This is a genomic window from Anditalea andensis, from assembly GCF_000714815.1.
Lineage (GTDB): Bacteria > Bacteroidota > Bacteroidia > Cytophagales > Cyclobacteriaceae > Anditalea > Anditalea andensis.
This window is the reverse complement of record NZ_JMIH01000021.1, coordinates 58,516-82,562: the sequence shown is the minus strand read 5'-3', so window position 1 is coordinate 82,562 and position 24,047 is coordinate 58,516. Positions and strand designations below refer to the sequence as shown.

At 41.7% G+C, this 24,047-nt stretch carries 21 protein-coding genes; 7 read left to right on the top strand and 14 right to left on the bottom strand.

Features of this window, described 5'->3' with window-relative positions; translation table 11 throughout:
• Positions 1 to 12 precede the first annotated feature (12 nt).
• The 4 genes from recG to EL17_RS12195 form a co-directional block, all read right to left on the bottom strand.
• Positions 13 to 2,106, bottom strand: a complete 2,094-nt coding sequence (recG, locus tag EL17_RS12210; protein WP_035074636.1) for an ATP-dependent DNA helicase RecG — start codon at positions 2,104 to 2,106, stop codon at positions 13 to 15.
• Positions 2,107 to 2,754: 648 nt separating this feature from the next.
• Positions 2,755 to 3,357, bottom strand: a complete 603-nt coding sequence (locus EL17_RS12205; protein ID WP_035074633.1) for a trimeric intracellular cation channel family protein — start codon at positions 3,355 to 3,357, stop codon at positions 2,755 to 2,757.
• A 24-nt stretch (positions 3,358 to 3,381) separates the two neighbouring features.
• Entirely contained in the window at positions 3,382 to 4,002 is a 621-nt protein-coding gene (locus tag EL17_RS12200; protein ID WP_035074339.1) for a class I SAM-dependent methyltransferase, read from the bottom strand.
• Positions 3,999 to 4,901, bottom strand: a complete 903-nt coding sequence (locus tag EL17_RS12195) for a patatin-like phospholipase family protein (RefSeq protein ID WP_035074337.1) — start codon at positions 4,899 to 4,901, stop codon at positions 3,999 to 4,001. The genes EL17_RS12200 and EL17_RS12195 overlap by 4 nt, the downstream gene beginning before the upstream one ends.
• Positions 4,902 to 4,966: 65 nt before the next feature.
• Between EL17_RS12195 and EL17_RS12190 the strand changes: the two genes are divergently transcribed.
• On the top strand, positions 4,967 to 5,389 hold the full coding sequence (locus tag EL17_RS12190) for a VOC family protein (protein ID WP_035074335.1): 423 nt from the start codon (positions 4,967 to 4,969) through the stop codon (positions 5,387 to 5,389).
• Between the two features lie 98 nt (positions 5,390 to 5,487).
• On the opposite strand, the gene EL17_RS12185 is transcribed toward EL17_RS12190, so the two are convergent.
• A complete protein-coding gene (locus tag EL17_RS12185; protein ID WP_035074333.1) occupies positions 5,488 to 6,402 on the bottom strand; it encodes a M28 family peptidase in 915 nt (304 codons plus the stop codon).
• A gap of 165 nt (positions 6,403 to 6,567) precedes the next feature.
• Here EL17_RS12185 and EL17_RS12180 point away from each other — a divergent pair, with 165 nt between their 5' ends.
• Positions 6,568 to 7,554: a hypothetical protein gene (locus tag EL17_RS12180; RefSeq protein ID WP_035074331.1), complete on the top strand. Its 987-nt coding sequence runs from the start codon at positions 6,568 to 6,570 to the stop codon at positions 7,552 to 7,554.
• A 434-nt stretch (positions 7,555 to 7,988) separates the two neighbouring features.
• Here EL17_RS12180 and EL17_RS12175 read toward each other — a convergent pair whose 3' ends face one another.
• From EL17_RS12175 to EL17_RS12160, 4 genes are all read right to left on the bottom strand, one after another.
• A complete protein-coding gene (locus tag EL17_RS12175) occupies positions 7,989 to 8,246 on the bottom strand; it encodes a DUF6952 family protein (RefSeq protein ID WP_035074330.1) in 258 nt (85 codons plus the stop codon).
• A complete protein-coding gene (locus tag EL17_RS12170) occupies positions 8,227 to 8,541 on the bottom strand; it encodes a thioredoxin family protein (protein ID WP_035074329.1) in 315 nt (104 codons plus the stop codon). Before EL17_RS12170 ends, EL17_RS12175 begins: the two co-directional genes overlap by 20 nt.
• Before the next feature lie 93 nt (positions 8,542 to 8,634).
• The gene (gene yjjX / locus EL17_RS12165; RefSeq protein WP_035074327.1) at positions 8,635 to 9,204 is read right to left on the bottom strand and encodes an inosine/xanthosine triphosphatase; all 570 of its coding nucleotides are present in this window, start codon (positions 9,202 to 9,204) and stop codon (positions 8,635 to 8,637) included.
• A gap of 57 nt (positions 9,205 to 9,261) precedes the next feature.
• On the bottom strand, positions 9,262 to 9,969 hold the full coding sequence (locus EL17_RS12160) for a YebC/PmpR family DNA-binding transcriptional regulator (RefSeq protein WP_035074325.1): 708 nt from the start codon (positions 9,967 to 9,969) through the stop codon (positions 9,262 to 9,264).
• A gap of 351 nt (positions 9,970 to 10,320) precedes the next feature.
• Between EL17_RS12160 and EL17_RS12155 the strand changes: the two genes are divergently transcribed.
• On the top strand, positions 10,321 to 11,655 hold the full coding sequence (locus EL17_RS12155; protein WP_035074323.1) for an NAD(P)/FAD-dependent oxidoreductase: 1,335 nt from the start codon (positions 10,321 to 10,323) through the stop codon (positions 11,653 to 11,655).
• 21 nt (positions 11,656 to 11,676) lie between these two features.
• On the opposite strand, the gene EL17_RS12150 is transcribed toward EL17_RS12155, so the two are convergent.
• Positions 11,677 to 12,126 carry a gamma-glutamylcyclotransferase family protein gene (locus EL17_RS12150; protein ID WP_035074321.1) on the bottom strand — a complete coding sequence of 150 codons (450 nt, stop codon included), beginning with the start codon at positions 12,124 to 12,126 and terminating at the stop codon, positions 11,677 to 11,679.
• A gap of 131 nt (positions 12,127 to 12,257) precedes the next feature.
• Here EL17_RS12150 and EL17_RS12145 point away from each other — a divergent pair, with 131 nt between their 5' ends.
• The 4 genes from EL17_RS12145 to EL17_RS12130 all read left to right on the top strand — a co-directional run bounded on the left by EL17_RS12145 (position 12,258) and on the right by EL17_RS12130 (position 15,266).
• Positions 12,258 to 12,725, top strand: a complete 468-nt coding sequence (locus EL17_RS12145) for a DUF4890 domain-containing protein (RefSeq protein WP_164675075.1) — start codon at positions 12,258 to 12,260, stop codon at positions 12,723 to 12,725.
• Between the two features lie 375 nt (positions 12,726 to 13,100).
• A complete protein-coding gene (locus EL17_RS12140) occupies positions 13,101 to 13,433 on the top strand; it encodes an arsenosugar biosynthesis-associated peroxidase-like protein (RefSeq protein WP_035074320.1) in 333 nt (110 codons plus the stop codon).
• Positions 13,434 to 13,620: 187 nt separating this feature from the next.
• Complete coding sequence (gene arsS, locus EL17_RS12135; RefSeq protein ID WP_035074318.1) at positions 13,621 to 14,670, top strand: arsenosugar biosynthesis radical SAM (seleno)protein ArsS; 1,050 nt, start codon at positions 13,621 to 13,623, stop codon at positions 14,668 to 14,670.
• On the top strand, positions 14,667 to 15,266 hold the full coding sequence (locus EL17_RS12130) for a TIGR04282 family arsenosugar biosynthesis glycosyltransferase (RefSeq protein ID WP_035074316.1): 600 nt from the start codon (positions 14,667 to 14,669) through the stop codon (positions 15,264 to 15,266). Before arsS ends, EL17_RS12130 begins: the two co-directional genes overlap by 4 nt.
• A gap of 295 nt (positions 15,267 to 15,561) precedes the next feature.
• On the opposite strand, the gene EL17_RS12125 is transcribed toward EL17_RS12130, so the two are convergent.
• The 4 genes from EL17_RS12125 to EL17_RS12105 all read right to left on the bottom strand — a co-directional run bounded on the left by EL17_RS12125 (position 15,562) and on the right by EL17_RS12105 (position 24,009).
• Complete coding sequence (locus EL17_RS12125) at positions 15,562 to 17,034, bottom strand: glutamate synthase subunit beta (protein WP_035074314.1); 1,473 nt, start codon at positions 17,032 to 17,034, stop codon at positions 15,562 to 15,564.
• The gene (gltB, locus tag EL17_RS12120) at positions 17,034 to 21,524 is read right to left on the bottom strand and encodes a glutamate synthase large subunit (protein WP_035074311.1); all 4,491 of its coding nucleotides are present in this window, start codon (positions 21,522 to 21,524) and stop codon (positions 17,034 to 17,036) included. The genes EL17_RS12125 and gltB overlap by 1 nt, the downstream gene beginning before the upstream one ends.
• A 626-nt stretch (positions 21,525 to 22,150) precedes the next feature.
• Complete coding sequence (gene gldE / locus EL17_RS12110) at positions 22,151 to 23,500, bottom strand: gliding motility-associated protein GldE (protein WP_035074307.1); 1,350 nt, start codon at positions 23,498 to 23,500, stop codon at positions 22,151 to 22,153.
• 56 nt (positions 23,501 to 23,556) lie between these two features.
• A complete protein-coding gene (locus tag EL17_RS12105; RefSeq protein WP_035074305.1) occupies positions 23,557 to 24,009 on the bottom strand; it encodes a single-stranded DNA-binding protein in 453 nt (150 codons plus the stop codon).
• Between the last annotated feature and the right edge of the window lie 38 nt (positions 24,010 to 24,047).

The window sequence follows — 24,047 nt, the reverse complement described above, 5'->3', positions numbered from 1 at the left end:
AGGAATTTAAATTCAACTGATCCTACTCCAGTTAATCTGGTGTTTTTTCTGGTTTTTGATCTGGCGCAGCACCAAAGCATTCTTAGGATGGACCAGATCCGGATCTTCCGCCAGTAGATTCTGGGCTGCGTCTCTGGCTATGGTCAGGATAGGTGCATCCTTGCTTAAATCCGCTATCAATAAATCCGCAACACCACTCTGTTGCGTACCCATAAGATCCCCCGGACCGCGGAGCTTCAGGTCCACATCGGCTATTTCAAAACCATCGTTGGTCCTCACCATGGTGTCCAATCTGATCCGGCTGTCTTTGGAGAGTTCATACTTGCTCATCAGGATACAGTAGGACTGTTCGGCACCTCGGCCCACCCTTCCGCGCAACTGATGCAGCTGTGAAAGGCCAAAGCGCTCCGCATTCTCAATGATCATCACCGAGGCATTGGGTACGTTCACACCCACCTCTATCACCGTGGTGGCCACCATGATCTTGGTTTCCCCTTTGACAAACCGCTGCATCTCAAAATCCTTATCGGCAGGTTTCATAGCACCATGGAGGATGCTGATGGGATATTGTGGAAATGCCCGGCAGATGCTTTCATAGCCATCCATCAGACTCTTAAGGTCTAATTTTTCATTTTCCTCTATCAAAGGATATACGATATAGACCTGCCGGCCCAGTTCGATCTCTTTTTTGATAAAGCCAAATACCTTCAGCCTGTTGCTGTCATATCGATGGACGGTTTGTATGGGTTTTCTTCCGGCAGGAAGCTCATCTATCACGGATATGTCCAGGTCACCATAAAGGGTCATGGCCAGTGTTCTCGGTATAGGAGTGGCCGTCATGACGAGTACATGTGGTATAAAATCCTTGTTCTTTGCCCAGAGCTTGGCCCGCTGAGCTACCCCGAATCTATGCTGTTCATCCACGATGGCAAGACCCAGATTTTTAAACTGGACTATATCCTCCAAAAGGGCATGTGTACCGATCAAAATATGCAGCTCCCCGGAAAGGAGCATTTCGTGGATGATCTTGCGCTGGGATTTCTTGGTAGAACCGGTCAAAAGAGCCGTCTTTAATCCCATCATATCACCAAAAGCTTTCAGTCCTTCAAAATGTTGGTTGGCCAATATTTCCGTGGGCGCCATCAGACAGGTCTGGGCTCCCGATCCTATAGCGATCAGGGCACAGATAAAAGCCACCATGGTCTTTCCACTGCCCACATCTCCCTGAATCAGCCGGTTCATCTGCTTACCGGACTTCATATCCATATACGCTTCCTTGATCACTCTTATCTGGGCACCGGTAAGGGCAAAGGGTATATGGTCCTGATAGAACTGCGTCAATAGAGAGGTATCTGCCAATACCTGCCCTCTGGATTTTTCGGTTCTGGTCAGCTTTAACTTCAGCAGTCGGAGCTGTACAAAAAAGAATTCTTCAAATTTCAACCTAAACCTGGCCTTTGTAAGCAATTCCTGATCAGAGGGAAAATGGATTTCTTTAATCGCCTGCTTTTTGGATATGAGATTGAACTGCAAAAGGATATCTGTAGGCAATGTTTCCTGAATCTGGGGAAGGGAGGCTGCTAAAAGCCCTTCCATGACCTTTGATATACCTTTACTGTCCAGATACCGGTTTTTGAGTTTCTCCGTAGTGGGATAGACAGGCTGGAATAAATTCCGCTCCTCCTTCACCGTGGTCAGAGGCTCCATTTCCGGATGGGGGATACTGTATTTGCGCCCATATAGGCTCGGCTTACCAAAAGCAATATAGGCAGCTCCCACCACCAGTTTTTTCACCACCCATTGGATCCCCTTAAACCAGGTTAGCTCCATCTCCCCAGTCTCATCGCGGAAGTAGCCCACCAACCGCTTTCTTCTCCCTTCACCGATACTTTCCAGCTTCACCAGCCTGCCCATCACCTGCACATGGTCCAGGTCGCTGTCCAACTGGTTTATCTTATAGAACTTGGTACGGTCTTCGTATCTGAACGGGTAATGCTGCAGCAGCTCACCATAGGTAAAGATATTGAGCTCCTTGTTTATGAGCTGGGCTTTTTGGGGCCCTACGCCTTTTAGAAAATCTATTTTGGTGTCGAAGAAGCCTAGCAATGGTCGTTTGGTTTCAAAAAACCTACAGGCCTGAAAGACATGATAGGTTTTATTATTATAAAAACATCCCAAATTAAGATAAATCCGGGAAAAGCTTGATACGCATTATTAAAAACAGAGGTTTCTGCTTGGCAATCATAGCACTTTCATTTTTAATCGTAAGTTTTAGCAAGTGATTATTTCGGTAAGCAGCTGTTTTATCAGAACGACGGACTTAAAAGAATGGGCAAGTAAAATATCATGTTTACTACCACCTATGATTTAAAAAGAAATTGGATGCTGCTAGTGGATCTATTTTAGGTAGACACTTCTGGTTTCCACCAATAAGTAAAAGCGACGATAAGGGATGAGCTGGATTTTAACGTGGTACTCGCAGTAATGGATAAAGGTTCCGAAAGGTCTGTGAATATGACAGAATACCAATAAAATATGCAGCGAAGGCAGATTTTAAAGAAGGCAAAGGGTCCTACTATGAAAATATAGACGAAGTGCTGGGGTTTATTTTGATGACGATGAAGAAAATTGTAGGGCGCTATTGATCATCATTCGCCAGTCTATATTGGGATTTAAAGATTAAAAGTATAATGTACTATGATGAATACCGAATAGGGTAGGATTAAAATAACCTAAATCTTCAATCCTAAAATCTTAATCCAATCTGGGTAAACTTAATTTAAACTTTACTGCTATCACACGGATCGCGATAATGATTCCTATGGATACAAGCATATTAATATCCCTATCTACTGTAAGATAATTTAACGTCAGGTACACGATTGCCCCTGTTAGACAGGCACTTGCATAGACCTCTTTTCTGAATAAAATTGGGATTTCATTAGTAAGCGTATCTCGGATCACGCCGCCCATTACGGCAGAAAACATGCCCATTATAGCCGCTATTTCTACCCTTACACCGAGGCTTAATGCTTTCTCCACCCCCAATATTGTAAAAAAACCTATCCCTACGGTATCAAATAGGAACATGGTCTTTCTCAGTTTTGCCAAAGGTTTATGAAACATAAAGGTGACAATGATACCGGCAAAAATAGCGTACAAAAACCATATATCACCCACCCACACCAGCGGATAGCTGCCCAATAAGATATCTCTCAAACTACCTCCCCCGATAGCTGTAATGAACCCTGTAAACCCTGCACCAAATAGGTCATGCTCCCTGTCCTGTACAGCAAGGGCGCCGGAAATGGCAAAAACAAATGTTCCTATCAATTCTAGGGGGTATTGTATATCGATATCCATGTATTGTTCAGCTACAAGCTATTCATTCTTAAGAAATATAAATGTACCCATGGTCCTTTTTCCATGAACCAGCACAGTCTTTGGGGCTTCAAGGAAAATCAGTCCGTACTTTTTCATAATTTCATCAAGGAGTCCTTCAGACAATAAAAAACGCCTGCTGCCATCCGGAAGGTCAAAGACCCCGTTTCCTCTATCCTCACTGATTTGATCTATTCCAGCAAATCCAGTGCACATCCTTAAAAAAAATATTCCTTTTGGTTTAAGTACTTTCATCATTTCGGCCATCATCCTTAGAAAATGGGCTGTATCTTTAGCAAAATGAAGGACTGCAGAGGAAATAATTGCATCAAATGCACCTTGATGAAACGGCATGTCATCCACCATAGCTGTCTGGAAGCGGAAAATATCATAATTTTTCTGTATGGTTTGTGCGTAAATCCTGGCCATCTGTATGGCTATGGGATTATAATCCACCCCGAAAATCTGGTATCCCTCATGTAGGAAGTAGATGGTATTCCTGCCTTCACCACATCCAGCATCCAAAATTTTCATTTCTTTGGTAAATCTGCCCTTAAGGATTTGGTCCAAAAGGTAGATATCTATGTTGCCCAAAAGCTTATTGAGTTCCTGTATGGTCATGGTTGCATCAGTTTTTTTTCCTTGAGAGCATCTAATGTCAATTGCCTGCCGATATCTATAATTTCTTTAGCTCTATAAAACTCAAAAGTTCCGCATTGCCTACGGCTGATTTTAATATGGAGATCCACAGGGTGCTGAGCTACTATATAATCTGAAATCTTATCCTGCATCACGTCCAATGTAAAGGTCATTAGATCAAAGAAACCCACAGATTTCAATTTAATAGCCTCTTTCTTATCTCTTGGCAGATATTTACTGATTTTTTGTTTGTACTCGACTACCCATGCAGGTACTGCCAGGATACTACTTTCTTCTTTTTCTGAGTTTCTTTGAGGTACCAGGCAGTCTATCGGGCCATTTACATCTGAAGCTACCACCAGATCAGATTGAAACGGCTTTAAAAGACTCAAAGGGAGTGGATTAACCAGTCCGCCATCTACATATTGGCGGCCATCTATCTGGGCGGGCTGGATGACTGTCGGAATGGATGCTGAAGCACGTATGGCACTGAAAAGGCTTCCGTTATCAAAAATCCTTTCTTCACCATTGCTGATATCCACCGCATTGCAAAGAAAAGGTACCGGCAGCTCCTCGATCTGTATATCTCCTATCAAGGTCTGAATGACATTAAATACTTTTTCCCCCTTGATAAACCCACGGCTGGACAAGGTGAAATCCATTAGTGAAAATACATCTATCCTATCCAGATGACATATCCAGTGGGTAAATTCTTTAAGGTTGCCTTTGGCATACACACCGGCAATAAGGGCACCCATGGAACACCCTGCAATGGCATTGATCTGATAGCCATTTGCCTCCAGCGCTTCTATCACTCCGATATGGGCAAGTCCCCTTGCTCCTCCACTGGAGAGTACCAATGATACAGTTTTGGTAGCCATAGTTTAAATGTCACTGTATTTATTTAATTTTACTTTCACCATTCAGAATATAAAACTACAATAATATGAGTCAGTTTAATCCTTTTCACCTAGCTTTTCCTATAAGAGACATAGAAGAGACCAGATCATTCTATCAGGACCTGTTAGGTTGCGAAATCGGCAGAAGCACAGAAAAATGGATAGATTTTAATTTTTTTGGCCATCAACTGTCCGCCCATGTGAAGCCTGAAGAACTCCAGCAGGCCCTGGCAAACGAGGTAGATGGGAAAAATGTACCGGTAAGGCATTTCGGCGCACTCCTGGAATGGAATGCATGGCATAAGTTGGCTGATAAGCTCAGAGATCATGGCATCCAATTTATCATTGAGCCATACATCCGTTTTAAGGGAGAAGTAGGGGAGCAGGCTACTATGTTTTTTTTAGATCCGAGCGGGAATGCCCTGGAGTTTAAATCCTTTCAGGATCCCAGCCAGATTTTTGCGAAATAAAAAAGGACAAATTTCTGTTTACTTAATATAGCGATAGCCGAAGAAGTTAAAAGTCCCGGTCAGTGCTGTTGGTCGGGACTTTTAAATTTAAAAAGAATTTATTTAATCGTGAACAATGCTTCATCAAATGCTTTTACCGATCTCAGTATGGTGAGGACAGCATTGTAATAGAACTCCTGATCAATATTTTCAAATGTATCCGTAGGTTTATGATAATCATCATGGTCCTCTACACCAAAATATATATAGGGGATTTTCTGTAGGTGGAATGGTGCATGGTCTGATGAAAAGGTCCAATCATCAGATCCCATAGCCGGGTCATCATGTCCGAATCTTAATTTTATCGGAGCTTCTCTGCCTACCTGCTGCAGAATGGGCAGAAGATGGGGGTTATGGAATGACCCTGTGGCATATAGTTCATTCTTATCGTTTCTCGAAATCATATCCATATTGATGTTGAGCATAATCTGCTCCAACGGAAATGGAAAATCATTGATCAAAGCTTTGGCCCCTTGAAGTCCCATTTCTTCCCCATCCAGCGCTGCAAACATGATAGAATGCCTAGGTCGGTTTTTGGAAAAGTACTCGGCTAAAGCTAATAAAGCTGCAGATCCACTGGCATTGTCATCGGCTCCATGGTATATTTCTTCATTTCTTACTCCTAAATGATCATAATGGGCAGTGATCACGATGATGTCTGCACTTTCCTGCCCAGGGATAAACCCTATGATGTTGGCTGCATTTTCATAAACGGTAGTCTCGCCCCTTCCTGTAAAGGTGAAATATTGGGTATGGTCAGTATATTGGCTGCTCAAGCCCAAGTGGTCAAATCGCTGGCGAATATGCTTTCTTGCCAGTAGACTCCCTGCTGTAAGCGGTTTTCTGCCTTGGAGTTCGGCTGAGGAAAGGTATTTGATATCATTCATCAGCCGGTCACGTTTGACTTCCTGAGCCATCATAACATGGCTCATCACCAGAGTACAGATTAAAATGCATATTTTATGGTACTTCATTATTTAATAGTCTAATGGTAACACTTTTTCTTTTCACCAAATTGATAGCATGCAAATTAATGGTTATTCAACGATTTGTGGTATAATAAGCAATATTAAAAAGAGTTAATTTATATAGCTTTATGTCAAAATGGTTTTAATTTGCCTTTGAATAGAGTAAACTGTATGAGAGTAAGTTTGATTTTTATTGTTTGCCTGTGGTCTGTACCGACGATGGCTCAATCTGCACTGCCTGATTTCTTCTTAGACGGTAAATCAGTGGTACTTATTTCCAACTCTCCTTCAGCTCGTCCGATCCTTTCTTTTGAAAATCTTGCCCACGAGTTACACTCCTCATTGGTGTCAGCTGGAGGTGATCCTATAGCCTATTATGAACTGGAAGATATCGTGCTGAGTGAAGAAATACAGAGTGGGTATGCTGCACAATTTAGTAAAAGACTTGTAAAGAGCATCGTACTGGTGACCAGAAAGACCAGTGGTCAGATGGAGGTGCACATACTGCCTTTTTCAGGAACCCGAAGCATCGTGCCATCAGCTTCATCATGGTCCCTAGCAGACAATAAACTTGATGGCATAAAAGAAAAATTGGCTACTGCTGGCAATGGGATAAAAACCAAAAACCTCCTAGTCATAGATGTACCAGAATTTTTGGCACCTTCAAGTGCTGCTAATATTAATTACCTACGGCGAAATCCTTTAAATTTAAATACGTTTAAACTGGCCGTACCGCTTACAGGTGCCGGGGGGGAATCGGGTCTGCTTACCAAATATAGATATGATATGCTCGGAAGGTCCGAACAAGAGATCGCTAAGGCTCAGGATTTACAAAAAGCAGAAATCCAGCAAATTATGGACAGTTTCTATCCCCATCAGGTAGATTATCTCACAGGCCCCAAAACCAACGCCGAACTGATAAAAGACCGCACCCAGTTCATGCTTATGCGAGTGGAGGGACGCGAAGGGGATCTTATGAAAACCATGGGGCTATCTGATACCCCTACTTCCCCTGACATTTACAATAGGATAGTCATTAAATATTATATCAGGTTTCTGGTAAGAGATGAACAGTACATCGGTCCGGTGTGGGATGCTGATCCTAACTGGAAGGTGGCGTTGACCAATTTTCTAGATAACCTTAAATTGGGTCAATAGATAAAAAAGCTTCAAGTAGCTCAAAAGGAATGATGGGAAAATTTAGAGGAAATTTATCATTCCTATCATACACAAAAGTTCTAAGCTGCAAAAAATGATATCCATGACCTCCCTTCCTTGATGGAGTAGGATTTTGCACGCGTAAAAAAAAGCAGTAGAAAGTCTAGAACTGTCCAGATGTGGGAAGGTTAAAATCCCATGGTGGATTTCTAATCATCAGCAATTGTGCCTTAGATTTCTTTCCCATATGATTTACTATTTCCCTTCGCTTTAGGTGCAGATTCTTTTAAGTGCTTATCTACTATAGTATTTGATAAAGGTATGTCTACATAGGTCACTTCAAAAAAAAAGTGTGCCTTTAACAGCACACTCCTAAGCATCAGTAGGTTTTAAACCGGGTAATTAAACAACCTCTTAGCTGATATTAATATTCTTCATTTATCGATAGAACCCATTACCCGCTGCATAAATGCATTCATGGCTTCTTTTCGGTCCATTCCATCTTTGATCATTCTTTGCACCTCCAATGTTCCGTATAAGTTTGAAAGCAATTCTCCCATAACCTCTACTTCTTCATCTTTTAGTGAGGGAATTTCTGTCATAGATTCTAGTAGTTCTATGGTTTCATTTACCCAGTCTTCGTCGTTTTCTTCTATAAACGATAATACATGCTTAATTATTGGCAATCTCATCAATTATAGCTTTAAGGTTTTCTTCTTTATTGGTTTGGGTCTGGTTTACCAGCTTACCTGATTTGAAAGATGCAAAAGTAGGCAAATTGGTCACTGCAGCCAATTTTCTAGACTCAGGTAATTTTTCAGCATCTACATATAAAAACTTGACACCGTTATATTCATTGGCCAATCTTTTCATTTTTGGCTTCATGATTCTGCAGCTTCCGCACCAGCTGGCACCATACTGTACGATTACATTTTCATTGGTATTAATAATTTCCTGCAAGTTATCCTGTTCCAGTTCCTGTAGCATATCTTAATCTAGTTAGTGTTTAATTTTCGTGACAAAAGTAATCTATATAATTTTATAAATCCAATTGATATTGTCTATAGGGGATAGAAAGTATCAATACATGGATTCATTGGCAAATGGGATCAGGGCAAGGATAATGGCCTGTTCGTAATATTCCTTTCTGGTTACGATACCGTGAGTTAACATGCCCACAGCTCCATCCCCTTCCTTGGAATTTTCCCTGTTAAAGTGCTGGTCATCTGCTGCGCCGAGTTCCATCCCTCCCATAATGAGATTGGCTATTACATCAGGAAGATCAAAAGTGGCAGTTTTGGCTTTTCCCAATTTCCCGTTTTTATCTAAAACCACTATAAAAGCAAAAGCATTCATCTTACCATTGTTATTTTCTACCCCTCCTTCTATACCTACCCAATAGTCTGCTTCTGGAAAAGCCATATTTGCATTTTTCGCCCGGTTCATAGCTCCTTTAAGGGTCTCTTCATCCCCTAAAGGCTGATCTGAAACACCAGAGTTTACTTCCAGTCCTTGAACTACGAAGGCATGCTCAAAGATCTTATGAAATGCATGATCAGTACTTTTAATCTTTACTGGATTACGACTACCCACGATTACCAGTTGCTGGCGGGCCGTTTGCTGGATATTGGATCTTTTAGGAAAATTCATGCTTATATATTTTTAGGTAAATAGCCTTGGTTTACCCCCAAGGACTATTCTATTAATTTATGCCATATTATGGTACACTTGGTTGATGTCATCATCTTCTTCCATGCGTTCGATCATTTTATGGATTTCTTCCTCCTGCTCTTCGGTAAGTTCGGTGGTAGACATAGGAAATCTTTGGAATTCAGCGCTGGTTATTTCTATATGCTTATCTTCAAGGGCTTTCTGCATATTGCCAAAATCCTCAAAAGCCGTAAAAACAAATATTTCTCCTTCGTTTTCATCTATATCGTCCAGGCCAAAATCTATCAGCTCCAGTTCAAGCGCTTCTATATCGTGCTCTCCTTTGGGAAAACGGAATACTGCCTTGTGGTCAAACATAAAACTGACCGAACCCGATGTACCCAAGGATCCGCCAGCTTTGGAGAAATAATGCCTGATATTGGCTACAGTCCTATTGATATTATCTGTAGAGGTTTCTATAATGACGGCTATACCATGTGGACCATATCCTTCATAGATGACTTCTTCGTAATCTTTTTCATCTTTATTACTGGCTCGGGCGATGGCAGCTTCGATGCGGTCCTTGGGCATAGAGGCACCTTTGGCATTTTGGATGATGGTTCTCAGCTTGGCATTATTACCAGGATCAGGCCCGCCTGCTTTCACTGCCATTACTATTTCTTTACCCAGCCGGGTAAAGACTTTGGACATTTTATTCCAGCGCTTAAATTTTCTTTCTTTTCTGAATTCGTATGCTCTTCCCATATTTTTTTATTTTCCAGGACACAAATCTTAAATCTCTGCTTTTAAATCACCTATTGCCTTTATAACTATAAGGATTGTAAAAATAATAAATCTTTTTATTAGCCAGCTATAAAAGTGCGATCTATAAACATCAGATTCTGTACCGGGGTTAGCTTTAATTGCTTATTAATTTCTTAAAACAAGGCATCCCCTATATTCAATTTGGAATTTCAAGGCCTTACTTTTGGCAGGCAAAACATTTTAGAAGTATTGCCCGGCTGAATGGCATTTATATAGAAATTTATTTTAATTTTAAATAGGTAAACGAAATTAGTGACCATACGTTTATTAATTGATCTGTAAATACATACTATGGAATTCTCCCCTTCTTTTCCCTTTCCCAACTTACCCGAAAGCCCTCACAAACGCATAGTGATCCTTGGGGCAGGATTTGCGGGTCTGAAATTGGCCCAGAAATTAATCGGCGCAGACTATCAGGTGATACTTATAGATAAGAACAACTATCATCAGTTCCAACCCTTGTTTTACCAGGTAGCTACTTCCGGGCTGGAACCTAGTGCCATATCTTTTCCTTTAAGAAAAATTTTTCACCATCATAGGAATGTCTCCGTGAGAATGGCAGAGGTAAAAGCCATAGACCAATATGCACAAAAGGTATATACCCCCTCAGGGTTTATTCATTATGATTATCTGGTTTTGGCTTTAGGGGCAGACACCAATTATTTCGGTTTGCAGCAGATAAAGGAGCGCAGTATACCCATGAAATCTGTTTCGGAAGCGCTTTATCTCAGAAATAGAATTATAGCCAACTATGAGAAGGCGATGAATACATTTGACGAAACCGAAAGAAAGGCCTTGATGAACATAGTCATAGTAGGAGGAGGGCCCACTGGAGTGGAGCTGGCTGGGGCTATGGCCGAACTTAAAAATATGATATTGCCTAAAGATTACCCAGAACTTGATTTTTCTCAGATGCAGGTGATCCTGGCCGAGGCTGGTACGAGCCTTCTAGCGGGCATGTCTAATGAAGCGAGTACACATGCCTTTAAATATCTCAAGTCATTGGGTGTTGAAATCATATTCAACGCCTCTGTTAAGGATTATGATGGCGACACCGTAAGGGTGGAAGGATATCCTGATTTCAATACCAAAACGCTGGTATGGGCAGCAGGGATAAAACCAAATGCCATAGAAGGGCTGCAGCCTGATCAGCTCGGACCAGGGGGAAGACTGATCGTAAATGAATACAATCAGCTGAAAGATGCATTAAATATATTTGCCTTGGGTGATCAATGCCTACAGGCTTCCAGCGACAGGCCACGGGGATATCCCCAAGTGGCCCAGGTAGCCATGCAGCAGGCATCTAACCTGGCTACCAACCTCAGAAGGTGGTCTCTGGACAAAGAGCCAAAACCATTTAAATACAAAGATCTCGGATCTATGGCCACGGTGGGCAGGAAACTGGCGGTAGTTGACCTCCCGTTCTTGAAGTTTCAAGGGTTTTTAGCATGGCTCACGTGGCTCTTTGTACATTTAATGGCCATACTGGGTGTTAGAAATAAAGTGTTTATATTTTTAAACTGGGCATGGGCCTATCTGTCATTTGACGTCTCCTTACGGCTACTGATCAGACCAAAATATGTAAAAGAGCAGGAAAGAAAAGAGATGATTGAAGATAAGGAATAACCTATCTTCCCACTTATTCAGTTATCCTATATTTCTGGCTCCCCCACGGTTCATGATATTTTCCAAATATTCATTTGGTAAGCCCTGGCGTATACCTCCTTCGATAATGGTATTAAGATAGTCTTCCTTTGGGAAAATATTGTCCTTAATATCAGCGTTCATAAAGGTAAAAGCAGATACCGGACCGCTCTTGGTGGAAACCTGCACCTCTATGAAGTCATAACCCTGTTCACTATTTATAAAATACTTGCGCGTAGTTTCATTGATATGGTAAAGTGTTCCATAGACCATTTCCCTCGGGCTAGGTACGATGTTTGCCCGTGCAAATCCGTCTTTATATAAGACATTAAACCGAAAACCATGACCGGGTAGTATACCCAATCCTTTTTTCTTCGATTTCTCACCCAAATTTTTTTCAAAAGTTGCTTCATCCAAATTACTGGCATAAGCAAAGTAGAGTATCTCATTCATAGCTATAATTTATTAAAAATATAAATCAGAGGCAAAGGGTAATTAAGATTTGTTAACAATTTAATGGGAATGGTAGGTTAAACCTGGCTACAGTACCCGGGTCTAATCACTGTAACCAAATAAAACAAAAGATGAAAAATTTAATCATGAGTGCCGCCATATTTGCCGTAGTGAGTTTTAATACAGATGCACAGCAGAGAAATAGAGGCAAGGATAAAGTCAGTCCGGAACAAAGAGCCGAGATGCGGGCCGAAAGACTCTCAGACCAACTGGATCTTACCGAAGAACAAAAATCACAGATATATGAAATCCATCTGGAAAGAGCCAAAACCATGGAAGAAAAACGGGATAGGCAACGCGAAGAAATGAAAGAAAGAAGAGCGGCTATGGATCTGGTCCGCAAAGAACAGCAGGAGGAAGTGGAAAATGTATTGACCCTAGAGCAAAGGCAAAAGTGGCAGGAAATCAGAAATGAAGACCGGGAGAGAATGCAGAAGTACCGTGATGCCAGAGGAAGTCAGCATAAAATGAAGGACCAAAATGATAAAAATATTAAAGGTGGTCAAAAATTAAAACGAAATAGGTCTAACAATCTATAACACTTTGTAGTTGTATTTGAAGATCAATTAGTTATTGTATAGTGGTTAAAGTGGTTAGTAGATTAGTTCCCGAAAGGAACTTATCAATGGGTAGATCTTTGGTCTACCCATTTTTTTTAAATTATCTTTAATTCACCTTACTATTAACTATATTGGTATTTAAAACTTAATAATCCAAGATTTAAAATAGAGTGTGATGATGGTGTAGTGTAGCGTGGTGCCTTTTCTGTACAGTAAAAGCTATAACCTTGGATAAAAATATTAGATCGAGCGTGAGGTAAACGATATACAATGGTAGTGTGATACCATACGAGATTTCACCCTTACTTCCGGTACGGGATAAGTGCTGACCTTTAAAAAACAAATTATAAACAGATGAAAACATACTATAATCCACAAGATCTAAAAAAATTCGGAAATATCGGAGAATTTCAAAAAGGCTTGGCCGAGAAGTTTTTCGATTACTACGGAGAGACTTTTAAGGATGGTGCCCTTACGGCCAGGGAAAAATCGCTGATTGCTTTAGCCGTGGCCCATACTTTACAATGTCCCTATTGCATTGATGCTTATACTACCGATACGCTGGAAAAGGGATGTGACGAAGAACAAATGATGGAAGCAGTCCATGTGGCAGCCGCTATCCGCAGCGGATCTACTTTAGTCCATGGCGTACAGATGATGAATAAAGTAAAGGACCTAAGTATGTGAACAAACCTATAGGAGGTGCGGTTAATATTAAAATTTAAACCATAGCTGAATTGCACACAGGCTTATGAAAGGTTTCACGCATTGGGGTGTGCCGAAGAAACCCTGATACGGGTGGAGATCGGAACAATGTAAGATGATGACTTTCTTCCGTAGGAAGGCCTGATCGTTAAAGATAAAATATAAGCACATGAAATCACTGGAAGCAGAAGGACAGGCGTTGGCTAAAGGACCGCTCCAAATCCAATTTTTAGAAAATACCCCCATTAATGGATATGGCTTCACAAGTTTCCAGGATAAACTGAATGAAATAGACCTTTATCCATTAAAACCTACTGGCATAGAAATCTTCCAGATCAACCTGGGTAAGATGTGCAATCAGGTATGTAAACACTGTCATGTGGATGCAGGGCCTGACCGTAAGGAAATAATGACCCGTGAAACGATGGATGCCTGTCTGAATGCTATAGAGGAAAGTGGTGCTCATACCGTTGACCTTACCGGTGGAGCTCCCGAGATGAACCCTGATTTCAGATACTTGGTAGAAAAGCTCAGTGGCTTGGGCAAAAAAATCATTGTCAGGTGTAACCTTACTATTATAGTAGCCAATCCCAGATTTCATGATTTGCCTGATTTTTTTAAAAAACATAAGGTGGAAGTGGTTTCTTCCCTTCCATACTTCACCGCTGTTAAAACTGATTCTCAGCGAGGGGAGGGAGTATTTGAAAAATCGATCCATGCACTTAAAAAATTGAATGCGGTAGGTTATGGAATGGAACAGTCAGGTTTAATACTAAATTTAGTGTATAATCCCTCAGGTGCCTTTCTTCCTCCGAATGAAAGGGATCTAAAGCTTCAATTTCAGAAAAAGTTAAGGGATAAATATGGTATTTATTTTAATGAACTTTTCACCATCACTAATCTACCGATCAGCAGATTTTTGGATTACCTGGTCAAAAGTGATAATTATGAAGCGTATATGGAAAAACTTATAGAAAGGTTCAACCCCACAGCCGCTCACAATGTCATGTGCAGAAATACCATTTCTGTGGGCTGGGATGGATTTTTATACGATTGTGATTTTAATCAAATGCTGGATTTAAAACTTGATATACCGGATCCTCACCTCAACAACTTTAGAAGAGAAACCTTCAATATCCGTAACATAGTCACCAATAATCATTGCTTTGGCTGTACAGCAGGAGCAGGTAGCAGCTGTGGAGGGGCCATAAGTGGATGAAAAGAGCATTAATTGTTTTTCAGAAGAATCCTGTACCAGGAAATGTGAAAACCCGCCTTGCCAAAGATATCGGCTATGAAAAGGCGGCTGAGATTTATATTTTCTTGCTGGCCCATACCCACCAGCAGGTCCAAAAAGTCAATGCTGATATCTTTGTCTATTTTCAGAATGGGATCAACGAAAATTATGTAGCGCTTCCCCGCTATTTTTTGGCCCATCAGGCGGAGGGCGATCTGGGTGTCAGAATAGAGACAGCCTTTAATGAAGTTTTTAACTGTGGATATCAGGAGGTGCTGATCATAGGCTCAGATTGCTTTGAGTTAGATCATGAGATCATCAATCAGGGTTTTGATGCTTTGTCCAACCATGATATGGCAATAGGACCAGCTGCTGACGGGGGATATTATTTATTGGGAATGAAAAAAAACTATACTTTTTTATTTCGGAACAAGCCCTGGAGTACCTCTTCTGTATATGGACTGACCATACATGATGCCCATTCATTTGGGTTAAATATTCATATTTTGCCTACACTGCGCGATGTGGATACCAAAGAAGATCTGGGAGTACTGATGGAATTATTTAATCTTACCTGACCCTCTTTAGCTGGAGCGCTTAAAATGGCCGACCAACACTTAAGCATGCTTATAAAATCATCATCCGAAAAATTGTACAATATTTTTTACCTTTTTAAAGTAAATCATAGAGAACAATTTAACCTGACTCCGAAGAGAATAAAAGTATAGGTTTGGTACCTGGTTTTGCATTAAAACCAATTGTATCAGGTGGATTTAAGCGATATTAATGGCCTTCCCCTTAATATAAATTGGGTACCTATCTTACATGCTTTTAAACTATTTCAGTGTCAGGTTATTGAGGTATAAATTTTAATTAAAACTCTTTTAATTTACCGTATTCAAGATAGGATTCATCTTTTTGCTGTAGCAGGCTATAACCTTTTAGGTATTCGTCTACCTGAACAGCAGCTTCTCGGCCTTCGGAAATGGCCCATACCACCAATGACTGTCCTCTTCTCATATCACCTGCCAAAAACACTTTTGGATTGCTACTTTTAAATGCCCTGGATTTCGGTAAACCGTTTTCCATCAGCTCTACACCAAATGCTTCCAGAAGGCCGTTCCTTTTTGGTCCGGAATACCCAATGGCCAAAAATGCCAAATCACATGGCAGTACACGGGAAGTCCCTTCTATTTCTTCAAATTTCATCACACCTTCGAGTTCTTTCCATTCTATATTGACGATTTCAAGGCCACATACTTTTCCTTGTTCATCTGAAATGAATCCTTTTGTCATCACGGACCAGACCCTTTCGGCACCTTCCTCATGGGAGCTTGACGTACGGATGGTCATAGGCCACTCTGGCCATGGGTTTAACTGGGTGCGCTGTGTAGGAGGTTTGGGCAGCAGCTCCAGTTGGGTAACTGAAGCAGCCCCATGTCTTCGTGAAGTACCTATGCAGTCACTACCCGTATCACCCCCGCCTATGACGATGACATGCTTTCCCTTTGCATGTATAGGGTTGGCCGCTAATTCTCCATTGACCACCCTGTTTTGATATCCCAGAAATTCCATGGCAAAATGTACTCCCGGAAGGTCATGCCCATTGATTCTTAGTTCCCTGGGCTGCTCGGCACCAGTAGATAGTACCACAGCATCGAAATTTTGAAGAATATTATCTGCTTTTATATTTATTCCTATCTCAGATCCTGTAGTAAAGACCACCCCTTCTCTATCCATAATCTCCGTCCTCCGATCGATGACCCATTTTTCTAATTTGAAATCTGGTATACCATAGCGCAATAAACCTCCTACCCGCTTATTTTTTTCAAAAACGGTCACTTTATGACCCGCTTGGTTTAGTTGGTCTGCTGCGGCCAGTCCAGCCGGACCTGAACCTATTACCGCCACATTCTTACCGCTTCTTACGTTTGGGGTATTAGGCTGTGCTATTCCTAGTTCATATGCTTTCTCCGCTATGCTCTTTTCTATCAGCTCTATAGTGACAGGGTCTTTATTGATGCCCAGTACACAACTGGATTCGCATGGTGCGGGACAGATCCGCCCAGTGAATTCAGGAAAATTATTTGTACTTCTTAAAATAAAATACGCTTCTTCCCAATTATTCTGATATACTGCCTCATTAAATTCAGGTATGATATTACCCAATGGACACCCCTGATGACAGAACGGGATACCGCAATCCATGCATCTGGCTGCCTGTTGGTTTAACTTTTGCTCATCTATAGGTTTGTAGATTTCATTAAAGTCATTTATTCTTTCTTCCACGCCCCTGGTTTCTGGCGTCTCTCTTTTATATTTTAAGAATCCTTCTTTTTCTCCCATTACACAAATGATTTTGATTTTCCCAACGCATTCTTTTTCATCACAGCTTTATAATCCCTTGGGAAGACTTTTATAAATGCATTTTTCTTGTTTTCCCAGTCTTTTAGAATTTCTGTGGCCAGTCGGCTACCGGTATATTCTACATGTTTGTTGAGCTGAACATATATTTCCAGCTGATCATCTTCTTCCAGCGGATCTAAATCCACCATTTCAGGATTGACCAGCGATTCATACTCTTTATAAATATAGGCAGTGCCACCGCTCATCCCGGCTGCAAAATTTCTTCCTATTTCTCCCAATATAAGCATTTGCCCTCCGGTCATGTATTCACAGCCGTGATCACCGATACCTTCCACCACTGCTTTGACACCAGAATTTCTTACACCAAATCGTTCTCCACCTTTACCATTGATATAGGCAGATCCAGAAGTAGCTCCATAAAATGCCACATTACCTAGTATAATGTTCTTCTCTGGATCGAAATGAGCGTTTCTATCCGGGTATACGATGATTTTTCCGCCTGATAACCCTTTACCGAAGTAATCATTTGCTTCACCTTCTAAGGTAAATGTGACGCCTTTGGTGAGAAACCCTCCGAATGTCTGCCCTGCAGACCCATGGAACCCAAACTGGATGGTATCTTCTGGTAACCCTGCGCTGCCATATATTTTAGAAATTTCATTGGATAGCATGGCACCTACGGTACGGTCCACATTCTTTATAGTAAATTCTGCCTTTACCTCACAGGCCTGTTCCAGTGCAGGGCCGGCAGCTTTAATAAGTGCGCGGTCCAGGACATGTTTCAGCTCAAAATCCTGATCGATCTGTTTATAAATACCTACATGGTCAGGCACTTCTACTTTATGGAAGATAGGACTTAAATCTACTTTATCCCATTTATCATGTCCGTGTATAGTGGCAGCTTTTAAAACCGTACTCTGGCCTACCATTTCATCTATTGTCCTGAATCCAAGGCAAGCCATTATCTCTCTTAGGTCCTCAGCCAGAAAACGGAAATAATTGACCACATGATCGGGATTACCGGTAAAGAGTTTTCTAAGTTCTGGGTTTTGAGTAGCGATACCTACAGGACAGGTATTCATATGGCATTTTCTCATCATGATACAGCCCTCTACCACCAGTGCGGCAGTAGATATGCCCCATTCCTCAGCACCTAACAGCGTGGCAATGGCCAGATCCCTACCCGTCCTGAGCTGTCCGTCGGTCTGTAGTACGATCCGGTTTCTCAGATTGTTCTTCACCAAGGTCTGGTGGGCTTCAGAGAGCCCCAGCTCCCAGGGGAGTCCAGCATGACGTATGGAACTCAGGGGCGAAGCCCCGGTACCACCATCAGCTCCCGCTATCAGTATGACATCTGCATTGGCTTTAGCTACCCCTGCTGCCACCGTACCCACTCCTGCCTGTGATACCAGTTTTACGTTGATCCTTGCTTTTCTATTGGCATTTTTCAGGTCATAGATCAGCTGTGCCAGATCCTCTATAGAATATATGTCATGGTGGGGGGGAGGTGAGATCAGTCCTACACCTGGTGTAGAATGCCTTACCTTACCGATCCATTCATCCACCTTATGACCCGGCAGTTGTCCACCTTCTCCAGGTTTTGCACCCTGGGCCATTTTGATCTGAAGCTCTGTGGCATTGGTAAGGTAGTTACTGGTCACACCAAACCTTCCGGAAGCTACCTGCTTGATCGTAGAACGTTCCCAGTCTCCGTTTTCCTTTTTAGCAAAACGGATTTCATCCTCTCCACCTTCACCACTGTTGCTTTTGGCACCTATACGGTTCATCGCAATGGCCAGAGTACTGTGCGCTTCATGGGATATAGATCCAAAGGACATTGCTCCTGTAGCAAATCTCTTCAGGATATTTTCTATAGGCTCTACTTCGTCCAATGGTATAGAAGGGCTTTTCTTGAATTCAAAAAGGCCTCTTAGCGTAAGCGCATCCTTGGACTGGTCATTGATTTTTTGTGCAAACTTTTTATATAACTTATAGTCATTGTTCTGCGTTGACTTTTGCAGTAAATGTATGGTCTCTGGATTAAAAAGGTGCTTTTCTCCTCTCCTTTTCCACTGGTATACACCGCCTACCTCTAGTAATGGCTGATCAGTTTGATAGGCAGCCCTGTGCCTGACCAGTACCTCTTCTGCCAATTGGTCAAAGGAGATACCACTGATGCGGCTGATGGTACCTTTGAAGCACTTTTCGATCACTTCAGGACCTAGGCCCAGCGCTTCAAATATCTGTGCAGCCTGATAGGACTGAAGGGTACTGATACCCATCTTGGATAGCACTTTTAACAGACCCTTATCTATCGCTTCTTGATAGTTGTGAAATAGCTGTTCCTGGGTCATTGATTCAGGCAATAGACCTTTTTTCTGAAGATCCAGTATAGACTCAAGAGCCAAATATGGATTTACAGCACTGGCGCCATACCCTATAACTGTTGCGAAATGATGGGTTTCTCGAATATCCCCAGCTTCTACGACTATACCAGCCTTTGTCCGTATTTTCCTTTTCACCAAGTGATGGTGTACAGCACCTGTGGCTATCAGTGATGGGATAGGCGCATTGCCCGCATCAGTATGCCTGTCAGATAAGATGAGTACATTCGCCCCATCATAAATGGCCTGCTCTGCCAATGCGCAGAGTTCGTCCAATGCCTGTATCAATCTTCCTGGGGCGTGATCAGCCTGAAACTGGATCTGTAGGGTTTTGGCTTTGTACCCCTTTTCTTCCAGATTTCTTATTTTTTCTATGTCCTCATTGAGCAATACCGGCTGGGATATATGGATCTGCTTGGTATGCTGTGGGCTTTCTGTCAGTATATTAAAGCTTTCTCCTATCCGGGTAAATAAGGACATGACCAGTCGCTCCCGTATAGGGTCAATAGGCGGATTACTCACCTGTGCAAAAAGCTGTTTGAAATAATTGCTGATGTGCTGACTTTGTGTAGAAAGCACTGCCAATGGTGTGTCTGCTCCCATGGATCCCAAAGGTTCATACCCGGTTTGGGCCATTGGGGTAAGGATGATTTTCAGTTCTTCTGAGGTGTACCCAAAAACCATTTGTCTCTTTTTGATGGCATCTGTAGTATAAGGATACTGAAGTTTTTCCGGCTGTGGAATAAGCCGGAGCTTTAAACGCTCATTATTGATCCACTCCTCATAGGGCTTATTGTCACAAACAGCGGCTTTAGCCTCATCATCAAATTGTATTCTTCCCTTATCAAGATCTGCCAGGAGCATTCTGCCTGGACTGATACGGCCTTTTTGGCTGATGGAGGCTTCCCTGATGGGTAAAGCACCCGCTTCCGAAGAAAGGATAAGGCGGTCATCGTTGGTAATAAAATACCTCAGCGGACGCAGGCCGTTCCTGTCCAGTGTTGCACCCAGAGTCTTGCCATCTGTAAAAAGTAGGGCAGCTGGTCCATCCCAGGGTTCCATCAGGGCGGCGTGGAATTTATAAAAGGCTTTTCTGTTTCTATCCATGGTTTGGTTGTCCTGCCAGGCTTCCGGTACCAGCATCATCATCACATGGGGCAAGCTCCTGCCACTAAGGGTCAGCAGTTCCACCATGGCATCCAGATTGGCTGAATCAGAAAATGCATGGTTGGTCACCGGCATCAGCATGGAGATTTCTTCATCCGTAAAGTTGGCAGATTTCATCAGATATTCCTTGGACTGCATCTTGTTCAGGTTTCCTCTGATGGTATTGATCTCCCCATTATGGGAGATATACCTAAACGGCTGAGCCAGTCGCCAATTTGGGAAGGTATTTGTCGAAAACCTGGAATGTACGATCGCTAGGGCCGAGGTGATATGCTTGTTCTGCAGGTCCTTATAAAAAGGCAGTACCTGGTCAGTTCTTAGCTGTCCTTTATAGATTACTGTAGAGCTGCTGAAGCTGGCGAAATAAAAGCCGCTGTTTACTCCAGGGATCTCGGTATTGATCCTTCTGCTGGCATAATTCCGCAATACATATAGTTTCCTCTCCAGTTCTATGCCACTGATGCCGGATGCATGTTTTACAAATACCTGTTCAATCTTAGGCATCACCTCCAGTGCACCGGAACCGGGTACTGTCATTACCACAGGTACATCTCTGTATCCCAATAGTTCAAAATCCAGCTCCTTCAGAATTTTGTTCAGCAGACTTTTTGATTTTTTATGTAATTGGGGATTTGACGGAAAGAAGGTCATTCCCAGGCCATAGGTTCCGGCTTCAGGTAGTTCAAACCCTAGTATGGCCGTAACTTTAGATAGAAAGTCATGTGGGATCTGGATAAGTATACCTGCACCATCCCCGGTTTTGGGGTCGCTTCCTCTGCCGCCTCTATGTTCCATATTAGAAAGCATAAATAATGCATCACTTATGGTTTCGTGGCTTTTTTTGTTTTTGACATTGACCACGGCGCCGATCCCACAGGCATCATGCTCAAGTTCCTTTATATATAGTCCTTTACTCATCACAGAATAGATAATAGGTTTGAATAGAATTATAAAAATTACAAAAAAATTGGAGAAATCTAAATTTTTAAATAAAATAAATGTAATAATTATGTTAAAAACATATAATTGTGCCTTAGAACGCGTTAAATAGGCAAAAAAAACAGATTTTTATAAAAGAGTAAATTTTTTATTTCTGAACAATATAGCTGCTTTTGTCGGCATTTCTATCAATATGAAGAATAAATGAGATCAGACAGGAAAAAGACTGTCCCCTACTAGGATACCCGCCCTTACCATATTCCCACATCTGTAAAGGTAATGGTGACCAGGTACCGGGATGCTGAAGGGAGAGGTTTTCAATTTCTAAAAATACACTAGGTTTATAAAGTAAAGTATGATTAGGAGGGGGGGCACTTTTACAGAATAAAACCAACCTCATTATATAAAAGCTCTTGGAAAAAAAAGAATGCTACTATAATAGTTCTGCTAGCATTAAACCTATGGGTGCAAAAAATGTCTTGAAGTTTTTCCTGTTAGGTATGGATATACCAGGAGGCTGCTAACCATCGGTTCTAAAAAATATCATTCTCACCACATTATTCAGTCAACCGAAGCCCATTCCTTCTTAAATTCAAGGCCTTGTATCAGTCCTCGTTATGGTTTACATTTCTGATAGGATCATTCTCTATATGGACTTTTACCCGTTTGATTTTGCGGGTATCTACCGCCATGACAGTGAAGGTAAACCTATCATAAACTATTTTAGTACCTCCTTTTGGAAGTTTTGAATTGATCTCTAATAATAAACCTCCCAAAGACTCACTGTCTCCTTTTACATCATCAAAAAGCTGTGCATCCAGATCTAATTTTTTGCAGAAATCGTGAAGGGAGACCTTCCCTTCAAAAATATAGGTATTGGCATCGAGTTGCTTGAACAAGGTATGGTCAATTTCATCAAACTCATCATTTATATCGCCGATGATCTCTTCTATAAGGTCTTCCAGTGTGACCAGTCCGGAAGTACCCCCATATTCGTCTACCACTATGGCCATATGAACCCTTTTGAGCTGAAAATCTTTTAAAAGGCTGTCCACTTTTTTGTTTTCGGGTACAAAGAGACATTTCCTTAAAAGAGCCTGCCAGGCAAAATTTTCATCTTTATCTATGTGGTTCAGCAGGTCTTTTATATATAGTATGCCTTCTATATTATCTATGGTATCATTGAATACGGGTATCCGCGAATATCCGCTCTTGTTTATCCTGTCCATCAGTTCATGAAAATCCATATCGATATCCACCGCTGTGATATCCATACGGGACTGCATGACCTGTCTGACTGATAAAGTACTGAAATTTACAATCCCTTTAAGAAAATCCTTTTCCTCAGTAGAAGAGGAATCACTGGTCATCTCCAGGGCTTTATGTAATTCATCCACAGAAAGTGAATAACCCTTTTTTTCTATCCTGTTTTCGATGACATTGCTGATAGACATCAAAAATAAGGAAAGGGGCTTAAGTGAAATATAAAAAAAATTAAGGGTTCCGGACATGGTTTTGGCAAAAGATACCCGGGCCTTATTGGCATAAACTTTTGGCACTATCTCCCCAAAAAAAACGATGGCAAAGGTAACACCCACAGTTTGTATGGCAATAATCCAGGGTGTAATCTCTGCATCTCCCAATATAGCCCATGTGATAAAAGTCGTGAGGGTGACGATAGCTACATTCAACAGGTTATTCAAGATCAATATGGTGCTCAATAGTTGCTGAGGGTTTTCCACCAGATGGATGATTCTGTTGGCCTCCACATCCCCGTCTTGGTTGAGCTGGTTCAGATCTTCATGGGAGAGGGAAAAATAGGCAACCTCTGACCCTGAGACCAAAGCAGAGAAAATCAGTAAAATGATAAAAATGAGACAATTTATCATGATATAGCCAGCCGAAGCCTGAAAGGCCTCAGCTAGCAAAATAATACTCGGATAGGGGTCGTCCATTAATATTTACAATATTTCCTTCAAATTTAACAAAATAAAAACAGATTCACCACTAATCAAAAGGGCAGATCATCATCACTGTCATCCATGTCATTGGCATTGGCCGGCATAGTGGCATTGGAAGTGGTCGGTCTGCTCATTGTATTGGGATTCGTGTCCCCGTTATTCTGCCCATCCGGCCTGGAGCCTAGCATCGTAAAGCTTAATACGCGTATCTTCACCCTTTTACGGTTGTTGCCCTGATCATCTTGCCAGGTGTCGGATTTTATTTTACCTTCTACGAATATCTGGCTCCCCTTTTTAAGGTATTGTTCCGCTATTCTGGCCTGAGCATCCCATAACTCTAGGTCATGCCATTCTGTGTTTTCTACCCGGTTACCATTCCGGTCCTTGTATGCTTCCGTAGTAGCGAGGCGTAAATTGGCTACTACTTTATCTCCTTCCAAATGTTTTACCTCAGGATCAGCTCCTAAATTGCCTACTAAAATTACTTTGTTTACTCCTGCCATAGTATGTTGGTTTAGATTGTGATAAAAAGTTTATTCAA